Raw genomic sequence first — 25,159 nt, 5'->3', positions numbered from 1 at the left:
GCACGTTCTGATGGCTTGGTTGGCAGTGGACGAGGACTACGAGGTCGCCCTCGTGGAGGGGCGGGTCACCGCACGGCGGCCCTCGGGGCGACAGTTGAAGGCGCTCCCGAAGGCGCTGCGCGATCACCCCGAGGTGGACCGGTTGCGGAGGCTCGCCGAGTGGCTCGACCGGCACGAGGCGTCCTGCGTCGCGCAGGTGGACGCGTGGATGGTGTCCTCGCTCCCGGTGCCGACCGCGCTGCTGGCCCGGGTGTGGCCCGACGAGGCCTGGCAGGCGGCGCTGCGCGACCTGGCGATCGTCGGGGACGATCCCGACGAGGTCGGGTTCCTGCGCGACGCCACCGCCGCGGGCGAGCTGAAGGTGGTCAACCTCGACGGCGAGACCGTACGCCTCTCGCCGCGCACGGTGACCCTGCCGCACCCGGTGCTGCTGCCCGACCTGGACGACGTACGGGACTTCGCGGCCGAACTCGGCATCACGCAGAAGGTCGAGCAGATCCACCGGCCGACCTGGGTCAGGCCCGAAGGGCTCGCCGCTGCGGAGACCGAGGTGCGGGACTACGCGGGCGGCGTGTTCCCCTCCCGGTTCAGCCTCGCCGCCCGGGCCACCGCCCTGGGATACCGGGTCTCCGGCGGCTACTCCACCTGCAAGGTCCGCGACACCGGACGCGCCGTCGAGGCGGCCGTGTGGATCGGCGAACCCTACTGGGACAGCGAGTCGGCCACCGGATCACTGAACTGGCACGACGAGGAGGGCCGTTCGGTACGGCTTGAGGAGGTCGGGCCGGTGGCCTGGTCCGAGGGCATGAGGATGGCCGCGGCGCTGTACGCCGGTCGCAACATCGAAGAGGGCGGGGACGCGTGAACACCACCACCATCACCAACGGCACCGGGGCCGCCGAACTGCTGCGGGCGGGCGCCGTGCTGCCCGCCGACGCCACCGGCGCGGGTCCCGACGCCGTCCCGCTGACGGCGCGGACGTACCGTCACCCGGCGCTCGGCGACGAGCGCGTCGTCGTGCGGATCGCCGCGGCCGAGCTGGGCGCCGCCGAGGACCTCGCGGCCGGGTTCCTGGGCCTGGTACCGCAGGACGCCGAGCCGCCGGTCGTGGGCCTCGGACGCCGGCAGGCGCTCGGGTTCCCCGAGTGGGTCCTGGTGCACCACCCCGACGACGGCCACCACGCGCTGGCCGTCGTCCCCGAACTGGACCGGATCGCCCGGCAGGCGAAGACGAAGCCCAAGGCCGCGCTGGACGCCTGCCACGAACTGGCCGGCCGGCTCGCCGCCGCCGTCCCGCACTTCCTGCCCGTCTTCCACGAGCAGGCCGCCCGCCTGTTCCTCGCCGTCGAGAACACCACGTACGCCGCCCAGCTGTTCGGCCGCGCCCGGACCAGTGAGAGCCGGTACGGGTTGAGCGTCGACGAGGACCGGCTGGACGCCGTGTTCCTCGAATTCGCCCTGGCCGGAGCCCTGCCCGTGAAGGTGCTCACCGCCTACGGGAAGGAACTGGCGCTGCGGGTCTCCCCCGCCGAGGCCCTCGACCGGTTCCGGCGGCTGTGCGTGCGCCGTACCGCGGGCGGGCTCCCGCCGTCCGCGCAGGCCGCCGTGGAACTGCGCCGGCTGGCCCGCGCCGCCGGGGTGACGGGCGGCGAGGCCGAGCAGGAGTACCTGGCCGAGCTGCTGCCGCTGCCCGCCACGATGCGCGCCGCGACCGGCTGGTGGAAGTCCCACCGCGCCGCCCTCGTCGCACTCGCCCGGCGCGTTACGTCCGTACGGGGCACCCTGCTGGGCCTGGCCCCGACCGGCGGCGGCGACGCCGGCGAGCTGGCCGCGCTGTGGCTGGAGGTGCTGGAGGAGTCGGGGGCCACCGCCGGGCTGACCGACGCCGACCTGCCCGCGGAGGAGCGGTGCGCCGACGGCGCCGCCGGCTGGCTGGAGCGGTTCCACACCGCCCGGTACAGCGGCTGGGGCACCCCGCCGATCCTGCCGTCGCTGCTGCCGCTGGTGACCCGCTGCGCCGACCGGTTGCGTACCGAACTGGCCGCCCCGGAGCGGGAGGACGGCCTGCGGATCGGCCTCCAGGACGTGGACCTCGTCGACCTGCTGCTGTCCCTGGACGTGCCCGTCGCCGTGCCCGCCACGGACGACAACCCCGGCCGCCGCGGTCGCGGCGGCGTCCTCGGCCTGGAGCAGTGGGCGATCACGCCCGACCGCCGTGACCTGCGGGCGCTGTGCGCCGACGAACGGCTGCGCCCGATCCTGCTGCGCGGCCTCGACGGCTTCAACGGGCACATGTCCGTCGGGCGCACGGTCGTACGTCTGCTCGCCCGCACCGAGGGCAGCATGCCGCTGGTCGCCGACTGGGTCCGCGGGGTCGCCGACTCGTCGCGGGCCGCGGCGCTCCCGGAGCTGCCCGCCGCCATTTCGCGCCTGACCTGGCTGCCCGCGGAGGCGCTGGCCCTGGCCCCGGAGGAGGTGGCCCGCGCGGCCGCCACCGACCTGGGCGAGATCCTCGCCCGGACGCTGCGCGGCGGCCTGTTCGACGAGCTGGGTTGGCCCGCCTGGGACGAGGCCGTCGCCGAGCTCATGCCCGGCAACCACCGCCACCACCGCCGCGTCGTGATGGACGCCTGGCCCCACCTCATCGTCGCCAACGCCGGCCAGGTCCGGGTCCTCGACGCCGACTCGACCGTTCTGACCCACGACCTGCGCGTCCCCACCGGGAACAACCACGTCACCGGCTTCCACTACGTCGACGGCGACCTGTTGGTCTTCTGGGCCTCCTACGACGGCCCCGTCCAGGGCTACTGGCTGAGCGAACCCGGGGACGTCCTCACGCTGGAGTCCAAGGGCGACTACTGGAACCCGCGCACCGGGCACGTGTCCGTGCAACTGCCCGGCGGTGGCCGCGCCACCGGCGCGAACGTCCTGCACCCCGGGGACACCCGACTCCCCGAGGAGCGGGAGGTCATCTCCGACGGCGCCTCCTACTGGGTGTGGGAACACGCCCAGCACCCGGCCGAGCCCGGCTGGGCCGAGTACGACCCCGCCACCGGCGCCACCGGCAGGCGCTCCGCGCCCGGGTTCCTCGCCGACGCGCTGAACGGGCACCCCCGGGGCAGCACCCTGCCCGACGCCGTCGGTCAGAACTGGCTGCGGCCGGTGCCCACCGTCGAGGACTCCGTGCTCGGCGCTCCCGTCGACGGACTGCTCGGCTGGCGCGCCGTGCGCGTCCCCGACCAGGGCTGGCACGGCTCCGACAACGCGGGGCGTTCCGTCACCGTCCCCGTCGGCAACCGCATCCCGCGGCACGCCGTGGAACTGCCCGGCGACGGGCGGCCACGCGCCGTGGCCACCGATTGGCAGACGCTGTCGCTCATCGACCCGGAGGGCGTCGTCACCGCCTCGGTCAGCGCCGACCACCGCACCCGCACCTTCGCCACCCGGGGCGTGGAACTCCCTCCGCTGCCCTACTGGTACTGCCTGCGCGCCCGCGACCCCGAGGGCTCGGCCGTGCTGCGCGCGATGGACCGGGACACCGCGGCGACCCTCCTGAAGGCCGCCGCCGAGGCCGCGAAGCCCGACGAGGTGCCGGCGCTGGTCGCCGCGGCCCTGCCGCGGATCACCGACCCCGTGCTGATCGGCGGCGTCGTCGACCAGGTGCGGGCCGCACTCGCCCAGCGCAAGGCCCTGGACCAGGTGGCGCGCTCGCTGGCCCCGGCCGCGCCCCGCAAGCCCCGGACGCCGGTGGAACGCGGTCCGGCCGACCGCCTCCTCGACGACGGGCTCAACGGGCTCGTCGGCTCCGGGCACTACCGCTACGGCGAGGAGTCCGACACGGTCTTCCAGCTCCTGCGGCAGCTCCGGGCCGCCACCGCCGACACCGCGGCCGAGTCCGTACCCGGACGCCTGCACGTCGACGAGCCCGCCGTCCCCTTCTCCCCGCTGCCCTGGACCGGTCCCTTCCTGGAACGGCCCGCCGCCGTCGCCTACCGGTCCGTCGTCACCGGCACCACCGACGCGCAGCGCACCGCGCTGTGCGCGCTGCTGGCCGAGGTCGACGCGCTGGGTCTCGGCTCGACCGAGCGGGCGGCGGCCCGGTGGCGCCGGGTCCGCGTACGCATCGACCGGGGTCGCCTGCACGGGACGGACGGCCGTGAGCGCGGCCGCGGCAGCCGACACCGCAGCGTCCTGCCGCTCGGCGGCGGCGCCGCGCTCGGCATGGCCGAGTCCATCGACGGCAGGCCCGGGCACCGCGAGTTCGCCGCGCTCCTGCACGATCCGAGCGGCGCGTTCACCGTGCCCGAGCCCTACGAGCCCTTCGGCGACCCCACGGTCCCGGGCGACCCGGAGCGCGGGGCGGGCTGGCTGTCCGCGTTCCTGCGGGAGGCCGGGGCCCGCGGCGCGGCCCCCTGGTTCCCCGAGGCCGCCGAGGAGTTCTCCCGGCTGACCGGGGTCTCCTCCACGACGGCCCGGCTGGTGCTGGCGGGCCTGCCGCACCTCGACCCGTACGACCGCGGCTTCCTGCCCGCCGAGTTGCGGACCGCTCTCGGGATCAAGGCCACTGCCGCCGGGCACGCCCGCAACGACCTGAAGGAACTCGGCTTCGACGTACGCCGGGAACTGGTCGCCGCGCTCCTGCCGGCCGATCCGGCGCTGCTGTGGACCGAGGGCCCGGACGCGGTGGCCGCCGCGCAGGTCTGGATCCGCCGCGTGGGGCGTCGTACGCCGATGCCCGACTGGCTGCCCGCCGAGGCCGGCAAGGACGTGCGCAGCAGTTGGGCGCTGCACCGGGCGCTGCCCGCGCTGCTCGACCCGGCGGCCTCCCCGGTGCTGTCCGCCGATGTCGCGTGGGCCGTCAAGGGCGACCACGTGGAGCCCGTCGTGCCGACCGACGGCGCGTTCGACGCCTCCGTGCTGCAGGGGGCGATCACGCTCACGGCGTGGCTGGCGCACCGGTTGCCCGCGGGTGACCCGCTCCGGGCGTGCCTGCCGCCGGCGCTCACCGCCGTACGGCAGCGGTTGGCCGCGCCCGAACTACTGCTGGGCATCGGCCACTACATCCGGGCGGACGACTTCCGGAAGGCGGCCGGCACGCCGACGGAGACCGCGCAGGGCTACGAACGGTACGGCGCGGTGGTCCTGCCCACCGTGGACGGGATGCCCCGTCCCGCGCTGCGCCCGGCGCTGCTGGACTCGACCGGCTCCGACCCGTACCTGCCGCTGCTCCGGGGGCCCGAGCAGCTGCCCTCGGCCGCCGAGACGGCCCTGCGCCTGGCGCACGACCCGCGCTTCGCCGCGCTGCTCGCCGACCCCGGGGCGCCGGCGGCCGGGGCCCGGGACAAGGACGGCACGTGGTGGCCGCAGGACCCGAGCCGCTCCGTCCCCGAGCTGGTGGCCGAGGTGGAGGGGGCCCACGGGCTGGGCGCCGACGCCGCCGCGCTGTACCTGGCGCTGCTGGCGATGCCCGACCCGACGGACCGCAACACGGCCCGCTGGACGGGCTGGAAGCCGGCCCGACTCAAGACGGCCCGCGCCGAACTGGCCGCCACGGAGCTGGTGGTGACGGCCGGCCGTAGCCGGGCGGGCCGCACCCTGTTCCTGCCCGGCGGCTGGTCCGACATGGACTCGCCGGTGCTGCCGGTGGAGACCTGGAAACTGCCGATGTACCCGGTCGTGTCGGGGGGCCGCCCGACGCTGGGCCTGCCGGCCCCGACCGAACCGGCCGCCGACCTGTACCGGCGGGCGTGGGCGCGGATCCGCGAGGGCGACGTACCGCGCTTCGAGGAGCTGAAGGTCAAGCGCACGGCGGCCCGCCGCCGACGCTGATCGGACGGCCCGGACGGGGGCGCGCCGGCGCGCGCCCCCGTGTCGTCCTCGATTCGCCCTGCTCCCCGCCCTCGTCTTTCTCTCCCACCTCCTCCCCCTCCTTCTTTCCACCTCTTCGCCCTTCTCGACTTCCAGAACACAGAGGACCCGATGACCGTCACCGATCAGCCCGCCCCCGCCCGGCAGGTCATGCCGGCCGAGGAGCGGTACGCCGCCGAACTCGCCTTCCTCGCCGCGCAGGACACCGGCCCCCGGCCGCCGGGCTGGGCCCTGACCCCGCGCGCCGTCGTCACGTTCGTGTGCGGCAGCGAGGGCGCCGAGCTCACCCTGCCGGGGCGTCGGGCCGGACTGCCGTCGAAGCTGGTGATCGCGGCGAAGTTCGTCGGCGAACGCGCCTTGGTGGAGCGGTGCGTGGTCACCCTGGCCGGTGAGCGCGGACTGCTGCTCACCGGCGAGCCCGGTACCGCCAAGTCGATGCTGTCCGAGCTGCTGGCGGCCGCGGTGTCCGGCACCAGCGCGCTCACCGTGCAGGGCACGGCGGGCACCACCGAGGACGCCTTCCGGTACGGCTGGAACTACGCCCTGCTCCTCGCCCAGGGACCGACCGCCGGCGCCCTGGTCGACTCCCCGGTGCTCTCGGCGATGCGCACCGGACGCGTCGTCCGGGTCGAGGAGATCACCCGCTGCCTGCCCGAGGTACAGGACGCGCTCGTGTCGATCCTGTCCGACCGCCGGGTCACCGTCCCCGAACTGACGTCCACGGAGGACGCGTTGGTCTCGGCCGCCCCCGGTTTCACGGTGATCGCGACGGCCAACCTGCGGGATCGGGGCGTCTCCGAGATGTCCGCCGCCCTCAAGCGCCGCTTCAACTTCGAGACGGTCGATCCGATCGCGGACGCCGACGCGGAGGCCACGCTGATCCGGCGCCAGGCCGTCGCCGCCGTCCAGCGGGCCGGAGCGGCCTTCGCGGTGGACGACTCGGTGCTCGACGCACTCGTCACCGTGTTCCGGGACCTGCGCTCGGGCCGTTCCGCCGAGGGCTGGGACGTGGAGCGGCCCGGCACCGTCATGTCCACCGCCGAGGCCGTGCAGGTGGCGGCGTCGCTGGGGGTGGCCGCCGCGTACCTGCCGGGCGGTGACGCGCTGGACCTGCTGCCGGGGCACCTGTTGGGCGTCGTGCGCAAGGACGATCCGGCCGACCACGGTCGGCTGCTGGGGTATTGGGACGGTCCGGTCCGGCGCCGGGCCGAGGACGGCTCGGCGATGTGGCGCCGCCTCTGGGACCTGCGCGGGAGCCTGCGTTGACGGTCATCGACCAGACGGCCGGTCCGGCGGCCGAACCGCGGACGGCGGTGGAGGCCCTCGCCGCGTCGCGCGCGCCCTACCTGCTCGGCGTACGCCACCACAGCCCCGCCCTGGCGGCGGTGGTGCCGGCGCTGCTGGAGGCGGCGGAGCCCGAGGTGCTGTGCGTGGAGCTGCCCGCCGACTTCCAGCCGTGGCTGGAGCACCTCGCCGATCCGGAGACCGTGGCACCGGTCGCCCTGGCGGGTCTGGGACGCGAAGGGCGGCTGGCCTTCTACCCGTTCGCCGACTTCTCCCCCGAGCTGGCGGCGATCCGCTGGGCGCGGGGGCGGGGCGTGGAGGTCGTCTGCTGCGACCTGCCGCTGACCGACCCGGGCTGGTCCGACGCGGCCCCGGGACCGGCAGCCGAGCACGGCGACGCGCAGAAGGCCGGCCCGGGGCCCGACGGGACGGCGCCGCCCGGGGACGGGCGCGCCGAAGCCGCGGCGCCGGGAACCGGGCCGACCGGACCGGCGCCGGTGGCAGCCGACCGCGCCGGCGCGGCAGGCGCCGGCGCGGAGCCGGCGGACGCCGGACGCTTGCCGGGGGCGGGGGCCGGCCGCCCGGTCGCCGTTGGGCGGGTCTTCGCGGACGCCCTCGTCGCCTCGGGCACCGGGCGCGAGGGTGAGGACCTGTGGGACCGGGCCGTCGAGGTACTGGCCCCCGGGTGCTCCGCCGAGGCCGTCCGGCGCGCCGCGCTCGGCGTCGGCTGGGCCCTGCGGTCCGACGCGGGGACGGTACCCGCGACGGACCTGGCCCGCGAGGCCCACATGCGAGGGGTGATCGCCGCGGCGGGCGCCGGAGGACGCCGGGTGGCCGCCCTGATCGGCGCCTTCCACGCCCCCGCGCTGCTCCCCGCGGAACCGGGCACCGGGCTACCCGCGCCCCGAGCGGCCGTGGACGCGACCGCCGCCGCGCAGGCCCCCGCGACGGGCTCCGGAGCGGCCGGGGGACGGGCCGTCGGTGTCGGCGGGCGGTCCGCGAAGGGCGGGGCGTCGGGCGTCGGGGAGGGCAGTGCGCAGGTGGTGACCTCCTTCGTGCCGTACTCCTACGACCTGCTCGACTCCCGTTCCGGCTACCCGGCCGGGATCCGGGACCCGTTGTGGCAGCAGGCCGTCCTCGAAGCGGGCGGCGACCCCGTACGGGTGCGCGAGGCGGCGTCGGTCGCCGTCACCGGCGTGTGCCGGGAGCTGCGCCGCGCCGGGCACACGGCCGGCACGGGGGAGGCGTCGGAGACCCTGCGCCTCGCCTGCGACCTGGCGGTGTTGCGCGGGCTGCCCGCGCCCGGCCGGGGCGAGTTGCTGGAGGCCGTGACCACGGTGCTCGGGCAGGGCGAACCCCTGGGTCGGGGGCGGGCGCTGGCCCGCGCCCTGGAGGCCGTGCTCGTCGGCGCGGGCCGCGGCCGGACCACCCCGCACGCCCCCCGCTCGGGGCTCGGGCCGTCCGTGGAGGCGGAACTGGCCGAGCTGCGGCTGCCGTCGCCCGAGGAGCCCGCGTCCCGCGAGGTGCGCCTGGACCCGTTGCGTTCCTCGCTGGACGCGCGCCGCGAGGTGCTGCTCCAGCGCCTGCTGGTCTGCGGCGCCTCCTACGGCGAGCCGGTCGCCGTCGCCGCGACCGGTGACGGCACCGCGCTGGGCAGCAAGTGGCGGCTGTCCTGGACGCCTGCCGTTCCGGCCCGCCTGGACCTGGCGGGCGTCCGCGGCGTGAGCGCCGCCCAGGCCGCCGCCGGCACGCTGCGGGACACCGCGCGCCGCGAAGCCGCCGCGGGCGGCCCGACGGCCGCCCAGGTGCTGGCCGGGCTGGCCGCCGCCGCGCGCTGCGACCTGCCCGCGCTGGTCGACGTACGGCTCGCGGAGGCGGCGGAGGTGCTCCCGGACACCGCCGGGCTACCGGAGCTCCTGGAGGCCGTCGACCTTTTGGAGGCCCTGCGCCGCGGGCACCTCCCCGGCGCCCGCGCCGAGGCCCGGGACACCGCCGGGACGCTCGTCGGGGATCTGTTGGAGACCGCCGTACGGTCCCTGCCCGGGCTGGCCGGCAGCGACGACCTCGCGGACGCCGGCGCGCTGGTGGCCCTCGCCGACCGGGCCGCGGCCCGCCGGCTGGGGCTGCGCATGGACGCCGCCCTGAGCGAGCTGGCGGACACCGCGTCGCCGCTGATGCGCGGCGCGGCCTTGGCCGTACGGGTCCTGCTGGACCTCGATCCGGTGGTGGAGCTCGGCCGGCGCACCGCCGCCTGGGTCGACGCCGCGACCGCCCCCGAGGGGCGCCGGGCGATGGCCCGACGGCTCGCCGGGGTGCTCAGCGCCGCCGGCCCGCTGCTGGACTCCTCCCCTGCCGCCCTCACCCCGCTCCTGGACCGGGTGGACAGCCTCGGCGACGAGGCGTTCCTGGAGCGGCTGCCCGCGCTGCGCGGTGGTTTCGACGCGTTGGCGCCGGCCGCCCGTGAGCGGCTGCTGGAAACGGTGACGGAGCGGCTCGGCGACCGGGTCGACCTCTCCCTGGACGCGCCGCCCGCGCTGCTCGCCCTGTGGGCGGCGGCCGACGCCGCCGGCGCCGCCGCGCTCAAGGAGCTCCCGCTCCCCGCGCCTTCGGCCGAGGTCCCGCCGCAGGGCCCGGAGGCGACGGACGCGCCGCGTGCCGCGCCGCCGGCGGAACGGCGCCTGGCCCCCGCCGACCGGTGGCGGCTGCTGCTCGGCCGGCAGCGCGACCGGCTCCCGGCCGATGCGCGGCGCTACGCCCGCGCCCTCGACGAGCTGTACGGGGCGGGTCGGGGCGAGGGCTCCACCGATCTCGACCGGGGCGGTCGGGGCGGCGGGGACGGGGCCTCCTTCCCCACCGCCCGCGAATGGGCGCACGAGCTGGAGTCTCTCTTCGGCGCCGACGTGCGGGAGGAGGTACTCGCGGACGCGGCCGGGGCGGGCCGCACCGACGTGCTGGCGCAGCTCGACCCGGCGTCCGTTCGTCCCTCCGTGGAGCTGCTCAGCTCGGTGCTGTCGCTGGCCGGCGGCATGCCTGAGGGGCAACTGGCCCGGCTGCGGCCCCTGGTGCGGCGGTTGGTCGACGAGCTGGCCAAGGAGCTGGCGACGCGGCTGCGACCGACGCTCTCCGGGCTGTCGACCCCGCGACCGACCAGCCGTCCGGGCGGCGCGCTCGACCTGGCCCGCACGCTGCGGGCGAACCTCGCGCACACCCGCCGGTTGGACGACGGCCGGGTGGTCGTCGTCCCCGAGCGTCCGGTGTTCCGTACGAGGGCGTCCCGGGAGAGCGACTGGCGGCTGATCCTGGTGGTCGACGTCTCCGGCTCGATGGAGGCGTCCGTCATCTGGTCGGCGCTGACGGCGGCGGTCCTCGGCGGGGTGCCGACGCTGTCCACGCACTTCCTCGCGTTCTCCACCTCGGTGGTCGACCTCACCGACCGCGTCGAGGATCCGCTCTCGCTGCTGCTGGAGGTCCGTGTCGGCGGCGGGACGCACATCGCGGCGGGCCTCGCGCACGCCCGTTCGCTGATCACCGTGCCGAGCCGCACCCTGGTCGTCGTCGTCAGCGACTTCGAGGAGGGCGCGCCGCTCGGCGGGCTCCTCGCCGAGGTGAGCGCCCTGGCCTCCTCCGGCGCCCACCTGTTGGGCTGCGCCGCGCTCGACGACGCGGGCGCGCCCCGGTACTCGGTGCCGGTGGCCCGGCAACTCGTGGCGGCCGGGATGCCGGTGGCCGCCCTCAGCCCTCTCGCCCTCGCCCGCTGGGTGGGCGACCGACTCCGTGGAGAGCCCCGTTGAGCAGCACCACCAGCACCGCCGCGCCGTTGCCGGCCGTCGCCCCCGAGGTCCTCGCGCAGGCCGTGGAGGACCTGAGCGCCCGCCTGCGCAAGAAGCTCGACGCGGCCGTGGCGGGCTGCGCCGGCTCGGCGCGGGCGGAGCCCGACGGGAGCGTCACCGTACGGTTCGGCGAGGACGCGGTGGTGACGTTGCGTCCGGGCGCCTCCGGGGTGGTCACGGAGGCCGGGCAGGCCGTCTGCGGCTGCCTGCTGGCGCCGCGCTGCCTGCACCGGGCCGCCGTGCTCGGCGCGGCTCCCCTCGCCGACCCGGCCGACGCGTCGGAGCCGGCCGACGCGTCGGAGCCGTCGGACCCGGCCGCGCCGGGGTTGGGAACCGGAACTCCGCCCGGAGAGCCGCGGGCGGCTCCGGATCCCGACGGCGGAGCCGAGCCGGACGGCGCGGTGCCCCTCGCGGACGGCGTCGCGCAGCCGCTCACGCCCGCCGCACGGGCGGCCGGCGCCGCGCTGTGGACGGCGTCGGCCGAAGCACTCGCCGCCGGGGTCACGGCCGGGGGCGCGGTGGTCCAGGCCGAGTTGCTGCGGGCCGCCCACTCGGCGCGCGTGGCGGGGCTGCCGGCGGTCGAGGCCGCCGCGCTGCGCGTCGTACGGGGGCTGCGCGCGGCCCGGGCCCGCGACGCCGCGCAGGGACTCACCGACCTGACGGCGGCCTTCGCCGGGCTGCTGCGGGTCGCCGCCCTGCTGGCCTCCGGGACCGGCGGCCCGGGCGTGACCGACGGCGGACGGCGGGCGTACGGAGCCGGCGGCAGCCTGCGCGTGCAGGGCCTGTGCCGGGAGCCCGTGCTCAGCGCCACCGGCTACGGCGGGGTGGTGACCCACCTGCTGGGCGCGGACGGCGCCCTGTACTCGGTGTCCGACGTCCGCCCCGGCGGGCTCGCGCGGGCCCGGGGTGCCGGGGCGGCGTCCGTCGCGCTGGGCGGAGGCGTCCTGGACCACGCGGGTCTCGCCCGCGGCGGCCTGCGCGTCGTCGGCGCGACCGTCTCCGCCGACGGCCGGCTCGGCGCGGGGCGCGGCGTCCGGGCCACCCCGGTGCCGGGTCTCTCCTGGAGCCAGGAGCCCCTCGCGGCGCTCTTCGCCCGGCCGGCGGCCGAGGCCGTCGCCGCACACCAGGCGGCCGGGGCCGCGGAGTCGGGGACGGCCCTGCTGGGCTGTGACGTACGGGTGGTCGGCGCGGCGGGCGAGTACCTCCTGGTGCGGGAGCTGTCCGCGGACGGCGCCGTACGACCGGAGGCGCCCCTGCTCCGGCTGCGCCCCGCCCACCCGCATCCGGAGCTGGCGCACACCGCCAACCTGCGCCGTCTCGCCGGACATCCGGGTCTGGCCGTACGCGTCCTCGGGCGCCCGGACCTGGACCGGGCGGCGACGCTGCGCCCGCTGGCGGTGGGGCCGGTTCCGGGGGCGGAGCACACGCTGCGGCTGCCGCCGGAGTGGCTGGACCGGGCCGACCTCGGCTACGACCGGCTCCAGGGAAGCCACTTCCCGGACGCCGGCGGCGCCGTGGCGCTGCCCGGCGCCTGCGAGCCGGGCCCGGACCCGCTGGCCGACTCGCCCCTGTGGCGGGTGCGCCGACTGCTGGAGGCGGGGGTCGCGGGCGGTCGCCGCGCGGTGGCCGGCTCCGGCCGTGGGCCGGAGCCGCTGCCCGCGTACGGGCCGTTGCGCCGGGCCGGGTTCGCCACCGCGGCCGACCTGGCGGGGGCGCTCGTCCTGGAGGCGGACCGGCGGCCCCGGAACGCCTTCGGCCGCCTCACCGAGCCCTCCGCCGACGGGTACGCCCGCGCCTGGCTGGCCTCCGCCACCCATCTGGAGGCGGCCCGACGGTCCCTGGTCGCCGCCTCCTGGAGCTGACCGGCGGCCCGGCACCCGCGCCCGGACCGCCCCGAACGGGGTCGCCCGCCGGCCGGGTTGACGGGCCGCCGGCATCGGGCCGCGACCCGGGCCGCCGTCGGGGGGGTCGGATGTCCGGTTATGGGTAGGCTGCACCGGACAGTGGGCGGAGTCTCCTCGGGGCGGGGTTTCATGGTGCGTCAGACAGGTCCGGGCATCGCGGTCGTGACCGCGGTGCTGCTGCTCGGCAGCGTCGGGTGCGGTGAACAGGTTCCCGGGGACGGGAAGGGCGGTGACCGACCGGGCGCGACGGCGACCCCGAGCGCCGCGCCCTCCGCCTCGCCGGCGTCGCCCTCGGGTGACGACGCGAAGCCGGTCGCCGGCGACGTACTGCCCGGCATGGTCAGCGCGGCCGTGGCCCGGACGCAGCTGGCGGCGCTCACGGTCGGCAAGCCCGGCACCATGGCCGGGTACAGCCGTGACAAGTTCACCCACTGGGCCGAGCAGGGCAACAAGTGCGACACCCGCGAGAGCGTCCTGAAGCGGGACGGAACGGATGTCGCGCAGGACGCCGAGTGCCGTGCCGTCTCCGGCCATTGGAAGAGCCTGTACGACGGGGCGTCCTTCACCGAGGCCTCGAAGCTCGACATCGACCACATGGTGCCGCTGGCGGAGGGCTGGCGTTCGGGGGCCGCCGGCTGGGACGCGGCCAAGCGCAAGGCGTTCGCCAACGACCTGGCCCGCCCGCAACTGCTGGCGGTCTCCGCGTCCTCCAACCGTTCCAAGGGTGACCAGAGCCCCGACCAGTGGCAGCCGACGGACCGGTCGAGCTGGTGCCAGTACGGGCGCGCCTGGACGACCGTCAAGTCCCACTACGGGCTGACCGTCACCGAAGCCGAGAGGGCCACCCTCACCACCATGATCGACACCTGCGCCGCATGACGGCCCCCGAGCCGTGGAGCCGGCAGGACGACGTCCTGGCCGGACCGGGCGGCGCCGTGACCGACGAGGTCGGGGTGATCACCGGTCCGCTCACCCTGCGGACCGGCGCGGGCGCGGACGGCGAGGTCCGGTTCGCGATCCAGTACCAGGAAGCGGACGAGTGGTACACGCTGACCGGCAGCCCGGTCGCGGCGGGCGATCCGGCCGCGCTGCACGTCGCGGCGCTGGCCGCGATCCGCGCCGGCCACGGGGCCGAAGCTCCCCGTCCGGGCGCCTGAGCGGCCCGGCGCACCGGCCCGGCCGGGCGGCCCGGGAGGGCGGTGGGCGGCAACGCGATGGCCTGAGCGCTGCCCGACTGACAGACTGGGGCAACTTGATCACCCCAGGAGGCAGCCATGTCAGACGAGAACGCCACCCCGCAGGCCGATGCGGCGCAGAACGACGCACCGCAGGACGAGACCCCGGCCGAGGAGGCGAAGCGGAAGTTCCGCGAGGCCCTGGAGCGCAACGCCTCCAATGCCCAGTCCCAGCAGTCCCACCAGAGCCGGGCCAAGGTGCAGGGGTCCAGCAGCGGGGCCGGCGGCAAGAACAAGAAGGTGCGTCGCAAGACCGGCTGACCGAGCCGATCGTTGGGCCGCATGGGTGACGCGCGATAACCACCGGCGCCGGACGCAGTTGATCAGGACGTCCCGCCGGGGACAGCTCATGCGACAGAAGGATCAACGATGCTCAAGAAGTTCATGGCCACTGCTGCGGTCACCGCCTCCGTCATCGGCACGGGTGCCGTCATGGCGTCCCCGGCGATGGCGATCGGCAACGACAACGGCGTGAACACCGTCAACGGCAACGGCGCCTCGCAGGTCTACGGCAACCAGTCGACCGAGGGCGCCATGAGCCCGCAGCTCGGCGCGATCCAGGGTTCGCTGAACAAGCTCTGTGTCGGCCTGCCCGCGAAGGTCAACGCCCAGTCGCTGGTCGCGGTCCTCGCCAACGTCGGCGTCCAGGACGTCAACGTCCTGTCCAACCCGCAGAACCAGCAGTGCGCCGAGAACTCCACCCAGGCCAAGGGTGACGAGTCGCTGTCCCACATCGTGGACAACATCCCGGTCCTCTCGGGCAACCTCTCGGCCGGCAGCTGACCCGGTCGGCATCCGAACCGGCGTGACGACCCAGGTCGTCACGCCGGTTCGGCGTTTGTGGCCCACGGCGGCCCCTCGCACCCCGTTTGGCAGCTGCGGACAATATTTGGTCTAGACCTTGACAGGTCCAGACCACTTCGGTTCAGTGGCGGTAGTCGTCGCCCCCACACCCCGCGACAATTCCCCCCACTCCAGGAGCAGTTACGTGATTCGTGCCGCCCGACGCCGCGCCCTCTCCCTCGCCGCTGCCGCCGCAGTCACCCTCGGCCTCACCGTCGCCCTGCCCGCCTCCTCCGCCTCGGCCGCCCCCGCCTGCGCCGGCGCGTGGGCCTCCTCCGCCGTCTACACGGGCGGCGGGACCGCCTCGCACAACGGTCGCAACTGGAAGGCGAAGTGGTGGACCCAGGGCGAGACGCCCGGGACCACCGGCCAGTGGGGCGTCTGGTCCGACCAGGGCGCTTGTGGTGGCGGTGGCGGCCAGGACCCCGACCCGTCCGGCTTCGTCGTCAGCGAGGCCCAGTTCAACCAGATGTTCCCGAACCGGAACCCCTTCTACACCTACAACGGGCTGGTGGCGGCGCTGTCCGCCTACCCCGCCTTCGCCAACAGCGGCGACGAGACGACCAAGCGCCGCGAGGCGGCCGCCTTCCTCGCGAACGTCTCGCACGAGACCGGCGGGCTCGTGCACATAGTCGAGCAGAACACCGCGAACTACCCCCACTACTGCGACGCCACCCAGCCCTACGGCTGTCCTGCGGGGCAGGCCGCGTACTACGGCCGCGGGCCCATCCAGCTGAGCTGGAACTTCAACTACAAGGCGGCGGGCGACGCCCTCGGCATCAACCTGCTCGCCAACCCGTACCTCGTGGAGCAGGACCCGGCCGTCGCCATGAAGACGGCGCTCTGGTACTGGAACACCCAGAACGGTCCGGGCACCATGACCGCCCACGCGGCCATGGCGGGCGGCGCCGGCTTCGGCGAGACCATCCGTTCCATCAACGGGGCTCTGGAGTGCAACGGCGGCAACCCCGCCCAGGTGCAGAGCCGGGTGAGCAAGTACCAGAACTTCACCCAGCTGCTGGGCGTCACCCCGGGCAACAACCTGACCTGCTGATCCGCTCCGGCCGCCGCGCCGCCCGGGCTCAGTGCCCGCGCAGCGCGGTGGCCAGCTGGGCCCGCGAGCGCACGTCGAGCTTCTGGTAGATCCGGGTGAGCCGGGCCTCGACGGTCTTCACGCTCAGGAACAGCTTCGCGGCGGCCTCCTGGTTGCTCGCCCCGGCGCCGACGAGCAGGGCGAGCCGGGCCTCCGCCTCGGTCAGGGCCGCCACCCCCGGATGCGGGGCGGCGGCCTCCGGCGCCGCCTCCCGCGCCAGGCCGAGCCAGGGCTTCGCCCCGGCCCGCTCGAACACCTCGGCCGCCGCCAGCAGCGCCGCCCGCGCGGGCGCCCGCCGGCGGCGCCTGCGCTCGACCCGGGCCAGGGCCAGCAGGGTCCGGCCGTGTTCCAACGGCAGTCCGAGGCCCTCGAAGCGCCGGGCCGTCTCCTCCAGCAGGGCCACGGCGGGCTCCGCGTCCCCCCGCGCCGACAGGCACAGGCCCCGGGCCCGGTCCAGGGCCGCGAGCACGGGCGTGCGTCCCAGGGAGCGGGCCACCGGAGCGACCCCGTCCAGCAGTTCCGCGGCGCGGGCGGGATCGTCGGCCGCGACCAGGGCCTCGGCGAGCTCCCCGTGCCAGCGCAGGATCGACGGGTCCACCACCTGCTGCGCCTCCTCCAGCTCGGCGACCCGGCACAGGGTGGCGGCCGCCTTCGCGGCCTCCCCGGTGGCCAGTTCGACGGTGCCGAGCGCGTACAGGCCCCGGGACAGGAAGACCTGGTCCTGTTCCTCCTCGGAGGCCCGGATGCCGCGGCGGGCGTACCCGGCGGCCCGGGCGAAACTGCCGCCCGCGGCTTCGGCGGTGGCCGCGACGTACCAGGCGGGGCCGGGCGACAGGCCCGCCTCGATGGTCAGCTCCACGGCCCGGCGCGCGTGCGCGGCGGCTGCGGCGCACCGGCCGCGCCGCAGCTCGACCTCGGTGAGGCTGCGCAGCACCTCGAAGACGTCCTCGGCGGATCCGGTCCGTTGGACGGCGGGCAGCAGCGCGAGGAGCTGGCCGTGCGCGTCGCCGAGCCGGTCGTCGAAGAGGGCGTGCCGGACGGCGAGGTACTGGGGCGCGTTGCGCATGCCGAGGGGGACTTCGGGGGCGGGCAGGGCCAGGGCCTCGGCGAGGATGTCCTCGGCGTCGCGGTCCCCGAGGATGCGTCCCATCCTGGCCCGTACGGTCAGTGCCATGGCCTCGGCGACCTGGTCGCCGCCCGCTTTGGCGAGGGCCCCCGCCTCGGCGGCGGCGTCGCGCGAGCGCACGGGGTCCCCGTCGCTCAGGTTGAGCTTCCAGGCGATGCGGAGCTGGACGGCGGCCCGTAGTGAGGGGTCGCCGGCCGCGTCGGCCACCGCGTTGGCGAAGGTCTCGTCGAGGTCGGCCAGTGCCTGGCCGGCGGCGTCGATGACGGCGAGGCGGGCGCGGACCCGCTGGGCGGGCGAGGCGTCGCGCGCCAGCACGGCGCGGGTGGCCCGGCGGGCGAGGTCGGCGCGGCCGGCCCAACCCGCGTCCTCGGCGGCGCCGACGAGGCGGGCGAGCTCCTCCCGGGGCAGGGCGGCGGGGGTGCGTTCGGCCGCGAGCAGTCCGAGTTCCGCGGCGAGGGCACGCTGGCCCCGGCGGCGACAGGAGTCGGCGGCGGCGGTGATCTCGGCCGCGAGCCGGGCGTCGGGGAGGTCGACGGCGAGCGCCCGGTGGCGAACGGCCTGCACCGGGTCGTCGACGGCGTCGGCGAGGGCCGCGTGCCCGGAGGAGCGTTCGGGCCAGCCGGAGTCGGCGGCGAGCGCGGTGGCGACGGCGCCCGCGGTGAAGGCGACCGCCCCGTCCTCCCCGACGGTGATCAGCCCGGCGCGTTCGGCTTCGGCTAGCTCGGCCTCCGCGTCGGGTCTGCCGGCGCGGCGCAGCAGCGCGGTGGTGGGGCGGGCGGTGAGGGCGGCGAGGAGCAGGGTGCGGCGGGCCCGGGCGGGGGCTTCGGCCAGGAGCCGGCGGGCGACGTCGCGGGCTTGGCCGGAGACGGGCAGGGTGTCGGCGTGGTGGGCGCCGCCGTCGCGGGTCCCGGCGGCTTCGGCGAGGGAGTGCCCCAGCGCCAGGGCGAGTCGTGGGTTGCCGCCACTGGCCTGGTGGATGCGGCCGGCGAGCCGGGCGGGCAGGTCGTGGCGCAGCAGGAGTTCGGCCACCTCGTCGGCGCCGAGCGGGGGGACCCGGACGGCCGGGGTGCCGGGGCCGCAGAGGGGTTCGGCGACGGGAGTTCCGGCGTGGACGCATTCGGCCGCGAGGACCCGTACCCGCGGTGGGGTCAGGCGCAGGGCGAACCGGAGCAGATCGGTGGTTTCCGCGTCGAGCCACTGGGCGTTGTCGAGGACGAGGAGGACGGGGCCGGACGCGGCCAGGGTGCGGAGCACCTCGACGAGGGCGAGCCGCAGCGCGACGTGGTCGCGGCCCGCTCCGGGGGCGTCGGTCTCGCGGCGCAGCAGGGCGATGGCGGTGCGCTGGGGTCCGGCGAGCCGCTCCAGTACGGCGCGGGGCACGGTGGCGAGGAGGGCGGCGGCGGAGGCCTCGGGTATCCACCGGTCCGCGGCTTCGGGGGCGAGCCGGAGCACGGTTTCGCGCCGGCCCTCGGCGGCGGCCGCGACGGCGCGCGCCACCTCGGTCTTGCCCGCTCCGGCCGGTCCGACGAGGACGGCGCGGCCGTGCGTGGTCAGCGCCCGGTCGACCGCCTCGATCAACTCGCCGTGTCCGACGTTCGCGTCAGCGTTCCCCGTCGCCGCCACGCCACCAGCCTTTCGGTCCCCGGTCCTGTGCCTTTCCTGTGAGACGCGACAATACGAGGTCGGCCGCCGGACGGACCCGGATTGTGACGCAGAATTCAGTCGGGCGACAGGAAAGCACGACGAACCTGCCGGTACGGGAGGTACCGGCAGGTCCGCGCGCTGGGATGGTCCGTACCATCGGCCCGTCAGAACGGAGTTGGGGGGCTCCGTCGGGGCCGGGGGGACCGGGGTCCGGTGCGGGTCAGAAGCCGAGGCTCCAGGAGTCGATCTTGCCGGTGTCGCCACCGGCGTTGTCGTTGACGCGCAGCTTCCAGGTGCCGTTCGCGACCTCGGAGGAGGCGTTGACGGTGTAGGTCTGGTTGATGTTGTCGGTGCTGCCGCCGGCGCGGTTGTGGACCGTGTAGACGGAACCGTCGGGGGCGACGAGGTCGACCTTCAGGTCACCGATGTAGGTGTGGGCGATGTTCACGCCGACCTTGAGGGCGGCCGGGGCGTTGCCCGTGACACCGCTGACCGTGATGGAGCTCTCGACCGTGGCGTTGTCACCGATGGTGACGTCCGTGGTGTTCTCGAAGGACGGCGTGGTGGGCGTCGTGGAGGTCACGGCGTTCACCGTCGCGCTCGCGTCGGCGAGGCCGGCGCCGCAGCCGCCGGTGCAGGTGCCGGCCAGCGGGCGGGCGTTGGCCTTGATCGCGGCCTCGATCTGGGCCGGGGTCAGGGAGGTCTTCGCCGACTTCATGAGGGCGGCGAGGCCCGCGATGTGCGGGGCGGCCATGCTGGTGCCCTGGTAGGGCTTGTAGGACTCGGCGCCGGGGGTGGTGGTGCCGGCGTTCAGGGTGGAGAGGATCGCGTTCTCGGGGGTGGTGACGGTGCCGGGCGTGTCGGTGGCGCGGCGGGTCTCACCGCCCGGGGCGGCGATGTCGATGATCGTGCCGAAGTTGGAGTAGTACGAGCGGTCACCGGCGCGGTTGGTCGACGCCACGTTGATCACGTTGTTGCAGCTGGCCGGGGAGAAGCCGGACGCGTTCGCGTTGCTGTTGCCGGCGGCGACGACGACGGTCGTGCCGCGGCCGACGGCCGCGTTGATGGCGTTCTGGTAGCTGGTGCCGCAGGTGCCCGAGCCGCCGAGGCTCATGTTGATGACCTTGGCCGGGGTGGCGTTGGTCGGGACGCCCGCGACGGCGCCGCCGGAGGCCCAGGTGATGGCGTCGACGATGTCCGAGGTGGCGCCGCCGCACTTGCCGAGCACGCGGACGGGCTGGATCTTCGCGCCGTACGCGATGCCGGCGACGCCCTTGGAGTTGTTGGTGGCCGCGGCGATGGTGCCCGCGACGTGGGTGCCGTGCCAGGAGGAGGTGCTGGCCTTCGAGCCGACGCCGCACTCGCCGTCGGTGGCGTTCCAGTCGCCCTCGTCCGCGGGGTTGTTGTCACGGCCGTTGCCGTCACGGGCCTCGGAGGACGTCGAGATGAAGTCGTAGCCGGCGACGACGTTCGGGGCGACGTCCGAGTGGGCCACGTAGCCGGTGTCGATCACGGCGACGGTGACGCCGGAGCCGGTGGTCTTGTCCCAGGCGGCGGGCACGTTCATGCCGGCGGTGGGCTCGAAGAGGTCCCACTGCTTGGCGTACTCGGTGTCGTTCGGGGTCACGGCCATGGCGTAGGCGCGGGTGTCCGGCTCGACGTAGGCGACGTCCGGGTCGGCGCGGAACTGGGCCATCACGCCGGCGGCGTCGGCCGGGGCGACCGATCCGCCCAGGTTGACGAGGGCGGCTCCGGTGCCGAGGCGGCGGTCGAACTTCGCCTTCTTGCCGGCCTTCTTGCCCTTCGCGGCGGCGTCATCGGCGGCCGCGGTGTTGGAACTGGCCTCGGAGGCCGAGGACTTGTATCCGACGATGAGGTTCTCGACCGGCGCACCGGCGGGCGCGGCGGGGGCCGCGGCGGCCGGGAGGGAGGTGGCCGGGTCGTTCTCGGCGGTCACGGCGACCGAAGCGGTCGCGGAGCCGGCGAGGAGGGTGACGGACATGGCCACCACGGATATGAGCCTGCTGCGTCTGGATGCGTGCACGGTGTTCCCTTTCGAGGGCCGTTTCCGGGCAGGCCGGAGCGGCCGGTCGGTGCAGTGTGGGAGGTGAACCGGCGGCCGCGGGGCCCGGGGCGGACTGGTCAGTCCCCGCCCCGGCCACCGCCGCGCGCCGCGTTGCCCGGCCGCGACGGCGGGGCAGGGCAACGGCGATCCCGGCGATCCGCGTCCCCGTTCCGCTTCGCACCATGTGGGGTTGGTGCGGGGGCGGTTCGGGTCCGGTGGATCGCCGGTGGGCAGACAGTAGGCAACGCGGAGATGAACCCGATACGGGGAAAACCCTTGTCCGGACCCCTACGCGCCCGCCCCCGCCCCCGGTGCGGCCGGGGACGGGGGCGGGTGCGGGGTCGGTGCGGGGGCGGGGCGGGGGCGGGTGCGGGGCGCCGGCCCGCCGGGGTTCACCGCGGGTTGAGCCGGCGGAAGTAGGTCCAGCTGGACTCGTTCGGCTCGGTCCACTTCTCCGGCGCCGAGGCGAATTCGGGGTGGCGGGCGGCGATGTACGCGCGGGTGCGTTCGGGGACCTCGTCGTACGATCCCAGCTTCGTGCCGCGGCAGTGGAAGGCGAGCCCGCCGGGGCGTTGTCCCTGCTCCATCCAGGGGAGCCACGGGGACATCCGCATCCAGGACATGGTCGCGGGGACGCTCGGCGCGTCGCCGGCGAGGGCCGCGGCGGGGGCGAAGAACTGGAAGAGCTCCAGGGCCCGGTAGGTGTCCCCGGCCGAGTTCAGCGGGTAGTCGGCGACGGGCAGGGGCGAGGGGTACGCGAGCGGGATCTCCAGGCTGAAGCAGACCTGGTCGCCGAGTTCGGTGCGCGGGACGGGGAAGGGTCGCAGCGCGAGGTTCGCCGGGTCGTTCCACACGTGGACCACGGGCTTGTCCTGCCAGGTCTCCAGGATCTCTCGAGTCGTCGGGTCGAGGTAGAAGGCCGCCTCGCGCGAGAGCATCCGGTAGCCACCGGTCGCCTCGTCGGCCTCCAGTCGGGCGACGTTGAGGCCCTCGAAGCCGAACGTCCTGCTGTAGGGCTCGTCGGGGGCCCAGGAGTGGACGTCGCCGGTCCACCGGAAGGTGACCTCGGCTCCGTCGAGGGAGGCGCGGGTGCGGGCGAAGTCGTGGAGGAGTTCAGCCGGTGTCATGGGAGAACTCTGCGCGGCGGCCCGGCGGCCCTGCAAGGCACTCTCCGGCCGTCCGGGTCCGCCCGGGAGGGTCCGGGGCCCCCGAGCGGCGTACGGGGGCGTCCGGGCCGGTGAGGGGCCGTCGGGGCAGGTGCGGCGTCGAGGGCTCGGGAAGGGCGGCGCGCAGCGCCGGACGCCCCGGTGCGACGGGTCGCGGTGACTTCGGGAGGGGCCCGGCCGACGCCTACAATCACACCGGGCTCCCGTCGCGAGGACGCCCCGTTGACGACCGTACGGAGCACCGGCAACCGTGACCGCCATGGGGAATGAACACCGCCTGCTGTGGCCCCTCGTCTGCCTGGTGCTCGGCACCGGGTTGGTCGCCGCCGTCCTGGGCGCCTCACGGGCCGCCGGACCGCAGCACGGGGAGGTGGCGGGCGCGTACGTGGACATACGCGAGGTGCCGCGCGCCGCCGCGCCCCCCGCCCCGGCGGGCTCCGAGGGCTCCTCGGGGACCGTGACGGTGGAGTGCGGCCGCAACGCGGAGGGCCACTGGAACGAGGACAACCTGGTGGTCTCGCCGGGCCTGCGGGCCGGCGCCCACCACACGCACGCGTACGTCGGGAACCTGTCCACCGACGCCATGTCGGACGACGCCTCGTTGGCCGCGGCGGCCACGAGTTGCGCCGGTGGCGACCGTTCCACCTACTACTGGCCGGTGCTGCGCCGCCTCGACCGCCCGGGCACCCTCGCCCATGAGACCTCCGCCGGGCACGGCAACGCCGGCGAGATCCTCCCCGAGGCGGGGGTGAGCGTGGAGTTCCGCGGCAGTCCGGTGAGCAAGGTGGTGCCGATGCCGCGGTTCCTGCGGGCGATCACCGGTGACGCCGTCGCGTACACGGCCGGTACGGACGCGGACGTACGGGCCCGCTGGGGCTGTTCCGGCTTCCCCGACCGCTCGACGACGGACTATCCGCGCTGTCCGGCCGGGAGCCTGGTCACCCGGACCCTGGTCTTCCCCAGTTGCTGGAACGGACTGGACACCAGCGCGCCGGGGCACCGCTCGCACCTGCGCTTCCCCTCCGCCCAGGGCGTGTGCCCGCAGGGCACCTTCCCCGTGCCCGAGCTGCGCGTCTCGCTCTCCTACGCGGTGAGGGCGGGGACCCCGTTCGCGCTCGACTCCTTCCCCGAGCAGCGGCACAGTCCCCGGACCGACCACGCCATGTTCGTCAACGTGATGACGGACGAGCGGATGCGGGAGGTCGTCGGCTGCCTCAACGAGGGCCGCGCGTGCCGCACGTGAGCGCCCTCCTCCACCGGCGCGCGCGAAAGTGACGCACCTCACCTGAACCATTCGTCCGCCCCCGGCGTGTTCCGACCGCACCACGTAACACGAGGAGGACGGAGAGGGTGAGATGGCCGGACCACTGTGGCCCCGCACTCGGCGGGGCTCGACCGACGAAGCACTGATCAGGACGGTCTACGAGGAGCACGGCCACGCCCTGCTCGCGTACGCGACGCGGCTGACGGGTGACCGGGCCGCCGCCGAGGACGTCGTCCAGGAGACGCTGATCCGGGCGTGGCGGCATTCCGAGGTCCTCGTCAACGGGAAGGGTTCGGTACGCGGCTGGCTGCTCACGGTGGCCCGCAACATCATCACCGACCGGTACCGGGCGAAGGCCGCCCGGCCCGCGGAGGTGTCCGGCTCGTCGGCCGCTCCGCCGGTGGAGCTCGACCACGCGGACTCGGTGGTGGACTCCATGACCGTGCTCGGCGCGCTCGACCGGCTCACCCCGGAACATCGGGACGTGTTGACGGAGTTGTACTACCGGCAGCGCAGTGTCGCCGAGGCGGCCGACCGCCTGGGGATTCCGGCGGGAACGGTGAAGTCGCGCGCGCACTACGCCCTCAAGGCGTTGCGCGAGGTGTTCTCGGACAGCGGCAGGGACGACAGCAAGGACAGACGATCAGCCCGGCCGCCCCAGCAGCCCGGCGGACTGCGGGAGGTGGTGGCATGAACCGGCAGCGGCACGAGGAGGAACTGCTCGGACCGTACGTGCTCGGTGTCCTGGACGAGGAGGACGTGCGGTGGGTCGAGGAGCACCTCGGCACCTGCTCGGGGTGCCGTGAGGAGGTGACGGCTTTGCGCGAGTTGGAGAGCGTGCTGGGCGAGGTGCCCGAGGAGGCTTTCCTCGACGGTCCCCCGCAGGGCGGCGACCTGCTGCTCCAGCGGACCCTGCGGCAGGTGCGCGGTGAGCGGTCCGCGGCCTCGCGGCGGCGGATCGCGTTCGTCTCAGTGGCTGCCGCGGCTTCGATGGCGGCCGTGTTCTGGGCCGGTACCCGGCTCGGAGGGGACGCCGGTCCCGGCGTCGCGCTGCCTCCGCCGCCGGCCCCGACCGTGTCCGCGGCGCCCTCTCCCCCGGTGGCGGGCACCCGGGTCGCCTCGGCGACGGACCGGGGCACGGGCGCGCGGATGACCGTGAAGGTGACGCCGGCGCCGAAGTGGGTGCGGGTGCACGCGGCGGTCACCGGAGTGCCGCCGGGCGAGCGCTGCCGGCTGGTCGTGGTCGCCCGCGACGGTACGCGGACCATCGCGGGCGGCTGGGTCGTGGGCACGGCCGAGCACGGCGAGGGCAAGGGCGCCTCGCTGGACGGTACGGCGGCGGTCGATCCCGCGCAGGTGCGGGAGGTCCTCGTCGAGAACGAGGCGGGACGGACCTTCGTGTCCGTACCCGTACCCGCGCCCGCGTAACGGGGGCGGGGGCGCCCCGGCCGACGGGCCGGGGACGTGACGGAGCCCGGGAGCATGTCCAGCTCCCGGGCTCCTGTTTGCCACCCAATTGCGCACACCGGCTGCGTTTAAGAGCCAGGATCATGTTGAGGCCGACGTGTTCTACCTTTGAACTACCGCGCCACGAAAGAGGCGCAGGAGGGACTTGAACCCCCATCCGTCGGTGATCGTCCCGGCCCGGTCGATCCGGTGTTCGGCGGCGAATACTGAGACTGGAGCGATAATCTGAAATTAAGAGGGGCCGCCTGTACCAGCTTGGGCCACCCCGGCATGTGGTGCCGGGGGAGGGATTCGAACCCCCAAATGACACCCCTGATTCAGCTTCAACATCAGTTTCAGCTTGCGCTCTCGCGCACCCCCTGCGACACAG

General features: G+C 75.5%; 16 protein-coding genes. 13 read left to right on the top strand and 3 right to left on the bottom strand.

The window, feature by feature from the left end:
- Positions 1 to 10: 10 nt before the first annotated feature.
- The 10 genes from ACFY0I_RS09945 to ACFY0I_RS09900 all read left to right on the top strand — a co-directional run bounded on the left by ACFY0I_RS09945 (position 11) and on the right by ACFY0I_RS09900 (position 16,018).
- Entirely contained in the window at positions 11 to 865 is an 855-nt protein-coding gene (locus ACFY0I_RS09945; protein ID WP_388892637.1) for a DUF4132 domain-containing protein, read from the top strand.
- Positions 862 to 5,829, top strand: coding sequence for a DNA-binding protein (locus tag ACFY0I_RS09940; RefSeq protein ID WP_388892635.1), 4,968 nt, complete (start codon positions 862 to 864; stop codon positions 5,827 to 5,829). The genes ACFY0I_RS09945 and ACFY0I_RS09940 overlap by 4 nt, the downstream gene beginning before the upstream one ends.
- A gap of 150 nt (positions 5,830 to 5,979) precedes the next feature.
- Positions 5,980 to 7,134 carry an AAA family ATPase gene (locus ACFY0I_RS09935; RefSeq protein ID WP_388892633.1) on the top strand — a complete coding sequence of 385 codons (1,155 nt, stop codon included), beginning with the start codon at positions 5,980 to 5,982 and terminating at the stop codon, positions 7,132 to 7,134.
- 5 nt (positions 7,135 to 7,139) lie between these two features.
- On the top strand, positions 7,140 to 10,943 hold the full coding sequence (locus ACFY0I_RS09930) for a DUF5682 family protein (RefSeq protein WP_388892816.1): 3,804 nt from the start codon (positions 7,140 to 7,142) through the stop codon (positions 10,941 to 10,943).
- Positions 10,940 to 12,844: a hypothetical protein gene (locus tag ACFY0I_RS09925; protein ID WP_388892631.1), complete on the top strand. Its 1,905-nt coding sequence runs from the start codon at positions 10,940 to 10,942 to the stop codon at positions 12,842 to 12,844. Before ACFY0I_RS09930 ends, ACFY0I_RS09925 begins: the two co-directional genes overlap by 4 nt.
- A 171-nt stretch (positions 12,845 to 13,015) precedes the next feature.
- Positions 13,016 to 13,765, top strand: coding sequence for a DUF1524 domain-containing protein (locus ACFY0I_RS09920; protein WP_388892629.1), 750 nt, complete (start codon positions 13,016 to 13,018; stop codon positions 13,763 to 13,765).
- Positions 13,762 to 14,043 carry a hypothetical protein gene (locus ACFY0I_RS09915; RefSeq protein ID WP_388892627.1) on the top strand — a complete coding sequence of 94 codons (282 nt, stop codon included), beginning with the start codon at positions 13,762 to 13,764 and terminating at the stop codon, positions 14,041 to 14,043. The genes ACFY0I_RS09920 and ACFY0I_RS09915 overlap by 4 nt, the downstream gene beginning before the upstream one ends.
- A gap of 117 nt (positions 14,044 to 14,160) precedes the next feature.
- Positions 14,161 to 14,382, top strand: coding sequence for a DUF5302 domain-containing protein (locus tag ACFY0I_RS09910; protein WP_388892625.1), 222 nt, complete (start codon positions 14,161 to 14,163; stop codon positions 14,380 to 14,382).
- A gap of 108 nt (positions 14,383 to 14,490) precedes the next feature.
- The gene (locus ACFY0I_RS09905) at positions 14,491 to 14,904 is read left to right on the top strand and encodes a rodlin (RefSeq protein WP_388892623.1); all 414 of its coding nucleotides are present in this window, start codon (positions 14,491 to 14,493) and stop codon (positions 14,902 to 14,904) included.
- 205 nt (positions 14,905 to 15,109) lie between these two features.
- Positions 15,110 to 16,018 carry a glycoside hydrolase family 19 protein gene (locus tag ACFY0I_RS09900; RefSeq protein WP_388892621.1) on the top strand — a complete coding sequence of 303 codons (909 nt, stop codon included), beginning with the start codon at positions 15,110 to 15,112 and terminating at the stop codon, positions 16,016 to 16,018.
- A gap of 28 nt (positions 16,019 to 16,046) precedes the next feature.
- On the opposite strand, the gene ACFY0I_RS09895 is transcribed toward ACFY0I_RS09900, so the two are convergent.
- From ACFY0I_RS09895 to ACFY0I_RS09885, 3 genes are all read right to left on the bottom strand, one after another.
- Positions 16,047 to 18,806 carry an AAA family ATPase gene (locus tag ACFY0I_RS09895; RefSeq protein WP_388892619.1) on the bottom strand — a complete coding sequence of 920 codons (2,760 nt, stop codon included), beginning with the start codon at positions 18,804 to 18,806 and terminating at the stop codon, positions 16,047 to 16,049.
- Between the two features lie 241 nt (positions 18,807 to 19,047).
- The gene (locus ACFY0I_RS09890; protein WP_388892814.1) at positions 19,048 to 20,829 is read right to left on the bottom strand and encodes a S8 family serine peptidase; all 1,782 of its coding nucleotides are present in this window, start codon (positions 20,827 to 20,829) and stop codon (positions 19,048 to 19,050) included.
- Between the two features lie 455 nt (positions 20,830 to 21,284).
- The gene (locus ACFY0I_RS09885; RefSeq protein ID WP_388892617.1) at positions 21,285 to 22,019 is read right to left on the bottom strand and encodes a DUF1838 family protein; all 735 of its coding nucleotides are present in this window, start codon (positions 22,017 to 22,019) and stop codon (positions 21,285 to 21,287) included.
- A 298-nt stretch (positions 22,020 to 22,317) separates the two neighbouring features.
- Between ACFY0I_RS09885 and ACFY0I_RS09880 the strand changes: the two genes are divergently transcribed.
- The 3 genes from ACFY0I_RS09880 to ACFY0I_RS09870 all read left to right on the top strand — a co-directional run bounded on the left by ACFY0I_RS09880 (position 22,318) and on the right by ACFY0I_RS09870 (position 24,750).
- The gene (locus ACFY0I_RS09880; protein ID WP_388892615.1) at positions 22,318 to 23,301 is read left to right on the top strand and encodes a DUF1996 domain-containing protein; all 984 of its coding nucleotides are present in this window, start codon (positions 22,318 to 22,320) and stop codon (positions 23,299 to 23,301) included.
- Between the two features lie 112 nt (positions 23,302 to 23,413).
- Positions 23,414 to 24,016 (top strand): sigma-70 family RNA polymerase sigma factor, encoded by a 603-nt coding sequence (locus ACFY0I_RS09875; RefSeq protein WP_388892613.1) that lies wholly within the window; start codon positions 23,414 to 23,416, stop codon positions 24,014 to 24,016.
- Positions 24,013 to 24,750, top strand: coding sequence for an anti-sigma factor family protein (locus ACFY0I_RS09870; RefSeq protein ID WP_388892611.1), 738 nt, complete (start codon positions 24,013 to 24,015; stop codon positions 24,748 to 24,750). Before ACFY0I_RS09875 ends, ACFY0I_RS09870 begins: the two co-directional genes overlap by 4 nt.
- Positions 24,751 to 25,159 lie beyond the last annotated feature (409 nt).

It is taken from the genome of Streptomyces sp. NPDC001568 (genome assembly GCF_042893755.1).
Taxonomy (GTDB): domain Bacteria; phylum Actinomycetota; class Actinomycetes; order Streptomycetales; family Streptomycetaceae; genus Streptomyces.
This window is presented reverse-complemented; position numbering and strand designations above follow the sequence as displayed.